The sequence below is a fragment of the Shewanella sp. 11B5 genome (genome assembly GCF_002836795.1).
GTDB classification, from domain to species: domain Bacteria; phylum Pseudomonadota; class Gammaproteobacteria; order Enterobacterales; family Shewanellaceae; genus Shewanella; species Shewanella frigidimarina.
This window is the reverse complement of the sequence record NZ_PJAP01000371.1, coordinates 1-8106: the sequence shown is the minus strand read 5'-3', so window position 1 is coordinate 8106 and position 8106 is coordinate 1. Positions and strand designations below refer to the sequence as shown.

General features: G+C 42.9%; 9 protein-coding genes. 7 read left to right on the top strand and 2 right to left on the bottom strand.

Features of this window, described 5'->3' with window-relative positions; all coding sequences use genetic code 11:
• The 7 genes from CXF78_RS08375 to nqrF form a co-directional block, all read left to right on the top strand.
• Positions 1-742: ATP-binding cassette domain-containing protein (locus CXF78_RS08375; protein WP_145991397.1), on the top strand; the 742-nt coding region annotated here is incomplete at its 5' end.
• A 358-nt stretch (positions 743-1100) separates the two neighbouring features.
• Positions 1101-2480: a Na(+)-translocating NADH-quinone reductase subunit A gene (locus CXF78_RS08370; protein ID WP_102036503.1), complete on the top strand. Its 1380-nt coding sequence runs from the start codon at positions 1101-1103 to the stop codon at positions 2478-2480.
• Positions 2480-3694, top strand: a complete 1215-nt coding sequence (locus tag CXF78_RS08365; protein ID WP_011638649.1) for an NADH:ubiquinone reductase (Na(+)-transporting) subunit B — start codon at positions 2480-2482, stop codon at positions 3692-3694. Before CXF78_RS08370 ends, CXF78_RS08365 begins: the two co-directional genes overlap by 1 nt.
• A complete protein-coding gene (locus tag CXF78_RS08360; RefSeq protein ID WP_011638648.1) occupies positions 3684-4451 on the top strand; it encodes a Na(+)-translocating NADH-quinone reductase subunit C in 768 nt (255 codons plus the stop codon). The genes CXF78_RS08365 and CXF78_RS08360 overlap by 11 nt, the downstream gene beginning before the upstream one ends.
• Positions 4452-5072 carry an NADH:ubiquinone reductase (Na(+)-transporting) subunit D gene (locus tag CXF78_RS08355; protein ID WP_011638647.1) on the top strand — a complete coding sequence of 207 codons (621 nt, stop codon included), beginning with the start codon at positions 4452-4454 and terminating at the stop codon, positions 5070-5072.
• Positions 5073-5081: 9 nt separating this feature from the next.
• On the top strand, positions 5082-5690 hold the full coding sequence (gene nqrE, locus CXF78_RS08350) for an NADH:ubiquinone reductase (Na(+)-transporting) subunit E (protein ID WP_011638646.1): 609 nt from the start codon (positions 5082-5084) through the stop codon (positions 5688-5690).
• Between the two features lie 24 nt (positions 5691-5714).
• A complete protein-coding gene (gene nqrF, locus CXF78_RS08345; protein ID WP_011638645.1) occupies positions 5715-6932 on the top strand; it encodes an NADH:ubiquinone reductase (Na(+)-transporting) subunit F in 1218 nt (405 codons plus the stop codon).
• Positions 6933-7108: 176 nt separating this feature from the next.
• Here nqrF and CXF78_RS08340 read toward each other — a convergent pair whose 3' ends face one another.
• Together CXF78_RS08340 and CXF78_RS08335 are read right to left on the bottom strand one after the other, a co-directional pair.
• Positions 7109-7282, bottom strand: coding sequence for a helix-turn-helix domain-containing protein (locus tag CXF78_RS08340; protein ID WP_011638644.1), 174 nt, complete (start codon positions 7280-7282; stop codon positions 7109-7111).
• A 111-nt stretch (positions 7283-7393) separates the two neighbouring features.
• The coding region (locus tag CXF78_RS08335; RefSeq protein WP_219622060.1) for a Rossmann-fold NAD(P)-binding domain-containing protein at positions 7394-8106 on the bottom strand (713 nt) is incomplete at its 5' end.

Genomic DNA, 8106 nt, shown 5'->3' with positions numbered 1-8106 from the left:
AACTGAACAAACACCGAGTGTTAAATTTAATGCTAACAGTCACTTGCAAGCAAACCACGGCGCCTTGCTGCTCAGTGGTGTTCACTTTGGTTATCATAGCCATTCACCAGTGTTACAAGGTGTAGATTTGACTCTTAAAGCTGGTGACAAAGTGGCTATTTTAGGCCCCACAGGTTGTGGGAAATCAAGCTTGTTGGGGCTCATTACTCGTGATTGGGCGCCGCAACAAGGGTCTATTACGCTTGATGGCGAACCAATAAATGCCTACAGCGATGCCAATCTTCGTGCGTCGATGACAGTGGTGAGCCAGCGAGTTTATCTGTTTTCTGGCACCTTGCGTGACAATTTAGCCTTGGCGCTGGCCTATTTGCCAGATGAAGCCAAAAAAGCTCATGATCACCGTTTAATAGAAGTATTACAGCGTGTTGGCTTACAAACCTTGTTGCAGGGCGATAAACCATTAGATTGCTGGATAGGTGAGGGCGGCCGACAATTATCGGGTGGTGAGCAGCGCAGAATTGGGGTCGCAAGGGCATTATTGCGTGACGCTCCTTTGTTATTGCTCGATGAACCGACTGAAGGATTAGATAAACGTACCGAGCGTGAAATCCTTAACGTGTTGCTCGATTTTGCTGAGCATAAAACCCTGTTAATGATAAGTCATCGTTTGACCGCGTTAGAGCAAATGGATTGCGTGTACCTTTTTCAGCAAGGTCGACTAATTCAACAGTTAGCGGATTAAAATAAGCCATTAACGGATTAAACTCTTAGCCTAGCGCGATAAAACATAAGTTATGGCTGTTTTTGGTGCGGTGTAATCAAGCTTAATCGGTAGGTGTTAATCAATCTAGTCGTGGCTTTTTTTATCGATTATTGGTTATAACATGTACCGCTAATACTGCCGGAATGTAACAACCCTTTTGACACGTAAATTACATAAATAGTTTTATCTCGAGACAATATATTGACCTGCTTCACAAATCTGGCATTCGGTTGTGTTCCAAAATTACAGTCCTCACTCGGAGTGTGATCTTAGTTACTATATTAGTAGTTGCAAACATATAACATTAGCTATCGAATTTTTTTAGATGGTGAATGTGATGGCTGGTGCTAACAATCCAGTAATAACTATTAAGCGCGGACTTGATATCCCGATTGCTGGAGAACCACTGCAGCAAATAGATGACGCACCTAAAACGACCCAAGTGGCGTTAATTGGTGAAGAATATGTCGGCTTAAAGCCAACAATGTCGGTTGAAGTAGGTGATCATGTCGTCAAAGGCCAAGTGCTGTTTGAAGACAAGAAAACCCCTGGCGTGTTGTTTACTGCACCAGCAAGCGGAGTTGTTTGCGCGATTAATCGCGGAGAGCGTCGTGTACTGCAATCGGTAGTGATTGATTGTGATGCCACGCAAGAACCTGCCATTATTCTCGAATCAGTGGATATTCATGCGCTATCACATCAAGCTGTTAAAGATGGTTTAGTCCGCAGTGGTTTATGGACTGCGCTGCGTACGCGTCCTTTTTCTCGCGTACCCCAATTAGATGTAGCGCCTGCAGGGATATTTGTTACTGCTATTGACACTAATCCTCTTGCGCCCGATCCGCGTGTCATTATTGCCACTCAACCACAGGCTTTCCAAGCCGGATTATTTGCCCTTACGTTTTTGACCACCGAAAAAGTGTATTTATGCCAAGATGATGGCGCTTCGTTATTGGTAGATGCCAGCAGTGAGTACGACTTATCGAAAGTCAGTGTGCAGCGCTTTAACGGCGTGCACCCAGCTGGATTAGTCGGTACTCACATTCATTTCCTATTACCAGCCAGTATTGAACGCCAGGTGTGGCATGTGGGTTATCAAGACGTGATTGCCTTCGGCAAACTGTTTTTAACCGGTGAATTGTATACCGACCGTATCGTTGCGCTAGGCGGGCCTAATGTATTAAAGCCTCGTTTAGTGCGTACCCAGTTAGGTGCAAAGTTAAGCGAATGGGTAAATGGTGAAATTGACCAGCGACAGTCGCGCATTGTGTCTGGGTCATTATTGTCAGGTCATACCGCTGCAGATGTGTATGACTTCCTAGGTCGATTCCATAATCAAATAAGTGTATTGACTGAAAATGAACGTCAAGAGTTGTTGCCTTGGGTGCGTCATGACAGCAACAAATTCTCACTTACCGGCATCATGATGTCAGGTTTTAGTCGCACCAAAAAGCTGTTTGATTTCACCACTAATGCTGGTGGTTCTCCGCGCGCCATGATGGCGTTTGGTCAACTGGCCCGCGTTATGCCGCTTGATATTTTACCCATCTTGTTAGTACGTGATTTAGTGGTGCGTGATACCGATGAGGCACAACTACTTGGTGCATTAGAGCTAGATGAAGAAGATTTAGCGTTGTGCACTTTTGTGTGCCCAGGAAAGTATGACTTTGGTAAAGAACTTCGTGCTTGCCTAGATATTATCGAGAGGGAAGGTTAATGAGTCAGCAACAGAAAAAGCCCAGCAAACAAGACAGCTATTACGCTCATGGCGACTCGATGCGCAGCTATTTACGTTCGTTGTGGATAGCCAATGGTCGTAGCACCAAAGGTGATGTGCATATTCGTGATGCGATTGATGTTAAGCGCACCATGCACATTGTGGGCATGTGCTTATTTCCAGCAATGTTATTGGGCATGTACAACATTGGCCTGCAGGCTCAAATAGCCATTATAGCAGGGGCAACACAGCCGGATGTATGGCAACTTGCCTTTTATAACTTACTGTTTGGCCCACTTACACAAAGCGCTGGTTTAATCAGTTTGTTTGCCTATGGTGCCAGTTTTTATGTGCCATTTTACTTAACTGCGTTGGTGGTCAGTTTGGTGTGGGAAGTGGTGTTTGCCAAAGTGCGTCACCAAGAACTGCACGAAGGCTTCTTTATCACCGCGTTATTGTTCTCACTCATTTTACCTATCTCTACGCCGTTATGGATTGTGGCCTTGGGCCTTAGTTTTGGTGTGGTCGTGGCAAAAGAGATGTTTGGTGGTATGGGTTACAACTTTTTAAACCCTGCACTGGCGGGATATGCATTTATTTATTTTGCATACCCAACAGAGGTGGTGTCATTAAGCCAGTTTGTAGCGGTTGATGGCTTTTCTGGTGCAACGACGTTAACCCTTACCGTGGCTAAAAAATTAAGCTTTATCGATGTGAGTTGGTTTAGCGTATTAAGCGACAGTACTTGGTGGGATGCCTTTTTAGGCTTTACCCCTGGTGCCGTTGGTGAAACCAGTACCTTAGCCATTCTTATTGGTGGTGGTATTTTACTGCTTACCCGCGTAGCTGATTGGCGTGTGGTAGCCGGTGTGATGCTAGGTATGATCATTACCGTTTTGTTGTTTAACTATTTCGGTTCTAGCAGAAATCCTATGTCGGCAATGCCGTGGACATGGCATTTAGTCACTGGTGGTTTTGCACTGGGGATGATGTTTATGGCCACCGATCCGGTAACGGCGTCATATACCCGCAAGGCTAAATTTGCGTTCGGTTTTATGATTGGTTTTATGACCATTATTATTCGTTTACTGAATGCCAAAATGCCAGAGGGCATTATGCTAGCCATTTTGTTTACTAATTTATGGGCACCGTTGTTCGACTACCTAGTCGCTCAAGCTAATATCAAACGGAGACTAAAACGTCATGGCCTTTAAGAAAGATTCAGTCGCTGGAACAATGGTTTTTATCATCATTTTAAGTCTAGTTTGCTCATTTATGATCACCGGTACCGTGGAGATTTTAAAAGAACGTAAGCTGGCTAAAAAGCGCGAAGAAGTGCAGCAGTTTGTGTTAAAAGCTGCGGACATCGACATCAGTCAAGGTGACTTTAGCGAGTTATTTGCCCAACGAGTAAAGCCTAAGATGGTTAACTTAGCGACAGGCAAGGTAACTGAAAAAGCCAATTTACTTGATTTTGATGAGCGCATGGCATCGATTAACCCAGAAACCTCTTCTAAACCGAAAAAAGACACCGCCAAAATTAAAACCATGGCGAACGACATTCGTATTTTTGAGGTGTATGACACCAATGGCCAACTTGCCAGCATTGTGATGCCGATTTATGGCAAAGGTTTGTGGTCGATTATTTACGGTTACATGGCGATAAAACCAGACTTAAACACCATTGAAAACATCGTGTTTTATGAGCATGGCGAAACCCCTGGTATTGCTGACTTTGTTACCGACCCACAATGGTTAGCACTATGGAAAGGCAAAAAGCTGTTTAATGAAAAAGGCAAAATTGCCATTAAGGTTATTAAAGGCGGCGCTAAAGACGGCGACATTCACGGCATCGATGGTGTTAGTGGTGCGACGCGCACGGGCGTAGGTATTCAACGCTTAGTCGAGTTTTGGTTTGGCGTTGAAGGGTATCAAACCTATCTACACACGTTAGCTGCGGAGGGTAAGTAAATGAGTCGTGCTATTTCAACTCGTGAGATCCTAACATCGCCAATTATGGCTAATAACCCTGTAGCAATACAGGTATTAGGTGTGTGTTCGGCATTAGCGGTCAGTAATTCGATGCAAACTGCATTCGTCATGACACTTGCTGTGACCTTTGTGTTGGTCTTTTCTAACTTGATTATTTCAAGTATTCGCAATTTTATTCCTAATAGTGTGCGGATTATTGCGCAAATGACGGTGATTGCCTCGTTGGTGATTATTGTCGACATGGTGTTACAAGACGTGGCGTATGAATTGTCAAAACAGTTATCTGTGTTTGTCAGTTTGATCATCACTAACTGTATCATTATGGGTCGAGCTGAAGCCTTTGCGATGAAACATCCGCCTCATTTAGCCGTATTTGATGCCTTGGGCAATGCTTTAGGTTATGGCTTAATTTTAATGGGCGTGGCGTTTATTCGTGAGCTACTGGGGCGTGGTACTTTGTTTGGTCACAACATATTTACCACTATTGAAAATGGCGGTTGGTATCTTGCTAATGAAATGTTCACTTTACCACCCAGCGCGTTCTTTTTAATTGGCGTGATGATTTGGGTCATTAAAATCATTCAGCGTAAGCGCGGATAAGGAAACAGCATGGAACACTATATTAATTTATTTATCCAAGCGGCGTTTATCGACAACATGGCGCTGTCATTTTTCTTGGGTATGTGCACCTTTTTAGCTGTGTCGAAAAAGGTCTCTACTGCATTTGGCTTAGGCATTGCGGTGATTGTGGTCATGGTGCTGGCTGTGCCATTAAACCAAATTATCTACGTCAATATCTTAGCGCCAGGCGCATTAGCTTGGGCTGGGTTTCCTGAGCTGAATTTAAGCTATTTACAGCTGATTACCTTTATTGGGGTCATTGCTGCGTTGGTGCAAATCTTAGAAATGTTTTTAGACCGTTATATTCCAACTTTATATCAGTCATTAGGGATCTTTTTACCGTTATTAACGGTGAACTGTGCCATTTTTGCTGGGGTCATTTTTATGGCCAACCGTGACTATAACTTTACTGAGTCTGTGGTGTTTGCGTCAGGTTCTGCCGTGGGTTGGGCGATGGCTATTGTGTTATTAGCGGGACTTCGTGAACGAATGAAGTTTCATGCTATTCCTGATGGGTTGCAAGGCATTGGGATTACCTTTATCACCACCGGCTTAATGGCTCTGGGCTTTATGTCATTTGCGGGCATTACGTTATAACGCATTGAAGAGAAGGGTTATTTAATGGAAATGGCAATAGGTATTGGCATGTTTACCATAGTGGTAAGTTTGCTAGTGGTGGTGATTTTAGCTGCCAAACGTAAGTTAGTGAACACCAATGATGTCACTATTAGCATTAATGATGACGCTAGTAAAAGCGTGCAAACTCCTGCTGGTGATAAGTTATTGGGCGCCTTGTCTGGGCAACATATTTTTATACCATCGGCGTGTGGCGGTGGTGGTACATGTGGCCAATGTCGCGTAAAAGTGAAAGCCGGTGGCGGTGATATTTTAGCGACCGAACTTGATCATATTTCAAAAAAAGAAGCCAAAGAAGGTTGCCGTTTGGCATGCCAAGTTACCGTGCGAACCGACATGGAACTTGAGATTGATGAAGAAATTTTTGGGGTTAAAAAATGGCAATGTGAGGTTATTTCAAATAATAACCAAGCGACATTTATTAAAGAGCTGTTATTAAAAATTCCCGACGGTGAAGATGTGTTGTTTAAAGCCGGTGGTTACATTCAAATTGAAGCGCCTGCGCATAAAGTGCGTTATGCCGATTTTGATATTCCTGAAGAGTATCGTGGCGATTGGGTTAAATACGGTTTATTCGATTTAGTGTCTACCGTTGATGAAGACGTATTACGTGCTTATTCAATGGCAAACTACCCTGATGAAAAGGGTACGATTATGCTAAACGTGCGTATTGCAACGCCGCCTAAAGCTGGTTTACCGCCAGGAAAAATGTCGTCGTATATTTTTAATTTAAAAGCCGGTGATAAGGTAACTATTTCAGGACCATTTGGTGAGTTTTTTGTCAAAGAAACCGATGCTGAAATGGTGTTTGTTGGTGGTGGTGCGGGTATGGCACCGATGCGATCGCACATATTTAACCAATTAAAAAGTGTTAAAACCAAACGTAAAATGAGTTTTTGGTATGGTGCTCGCTCAACTCGTGAAGTGTTCTATCAGCAAGATTTTGATCAACTAGCCGCTGAAAACGACAACTTTGTTTGGCATGTTGCTTTGTCTGATCCACTACCTGAAGATAATTGGACGGGTTATACCGGCTTTATTCATACCGTGCTGTATGAGAATTACTTGAAACAACATAAAGCGCCGGAAGACTGTGAGTTTTATATGTGTGGTCCTCCGATCATGAATGCGTCAGTGATAGCCATGCTAGAAAGTTTGGGTGTCGAGTCTGAAAACATCTTGCTAGATGATTTTGGTGACTAAAGCTGCTGATCATTGGCTAATTTAGGTTTGCTAGCCCATGCTTGGTCATTCATATTTACTCATCAAAGTGCTGCTTAGCACCTGTAAATAAGAATATGAACTGGGCGTATCAATAAAAAATCCCCATACTGTCATTGACGGTTGGGGATTTTTTAGCAAATAAGCCTAAGTCTATATTAATGTTCAGAACACGCTCGATAACGCATTACTTCAGCTTTGTTAAAACTAAGCACATTACCGTTTTGTTCAGTAAACAGTAAGTTTTCGCGAGCATAACGCTTAATCGTAGTAGGGCTTTTGTCGAGTATTTCACAGACTTCATTTAAGGTTAAATCATTATCATCACTCATTCCTATTCTCCTTACGTTATGGTTACTTTGACTCGTCTTATGTCGTTAGCATTGAACATTAGAGGTGTATTAACTTGTCATAAAGCAGCATAGTTGTCGAGAGTAGTATTATTAATAATGACAGCGATGCATCATGGCATTAGTGATAATTTGATGCGTGGGAGCAACCTGAGGCTTCAAAGCCACTTGGTACATCGACTCCGCTACCGTTTGTGCGTTAATGGGCTGATATTTTCGTAGCGGACCGATAAATAGAAACGATAAACCACCAAAAAGGGTTTGACCAATATCTTCCATAAAACGGCCATTATCTCGTGGTCCTAATAATAAACTCGGTTGGAAAATATTAAGTACCGGTAACGATAGCGCCTTAAGTGATAGCTCTACTTCGCCTTTGATCCGGTTATAAAACACCGTTGATTTAGCATCCGCACCTAATGCAGTCACCACCATAAATTTAAGAGAAGGATTTGTTTGAGCTTGGATCAGTTTAGCAAAAGCCAATACGGCTAATTTATCGACTTGAATAAAAGCTTCTTCACTGCCCGCCTGTTTGATTGTGGTGCCTAAACAGCCAAACGCATGATCCACTTTTTCTGCTAATGTCAGCTCATGTATTTCGTCAAGTTGACAGCAAATGAACTGCACTTTTTCAGCACCAAATTGATGTTCGACCAAATTAGGTGCTGAACGGCCAATAACCAATACTTTACTATAATGTTCACTTTCAATGATGCGAGTAAGTAAGGTATTCCCCACTAAACCCGTCGCACCTATTATTGCTGCAATCATATAATCCTTTAGAAAGCTAAACCGACTCGCTA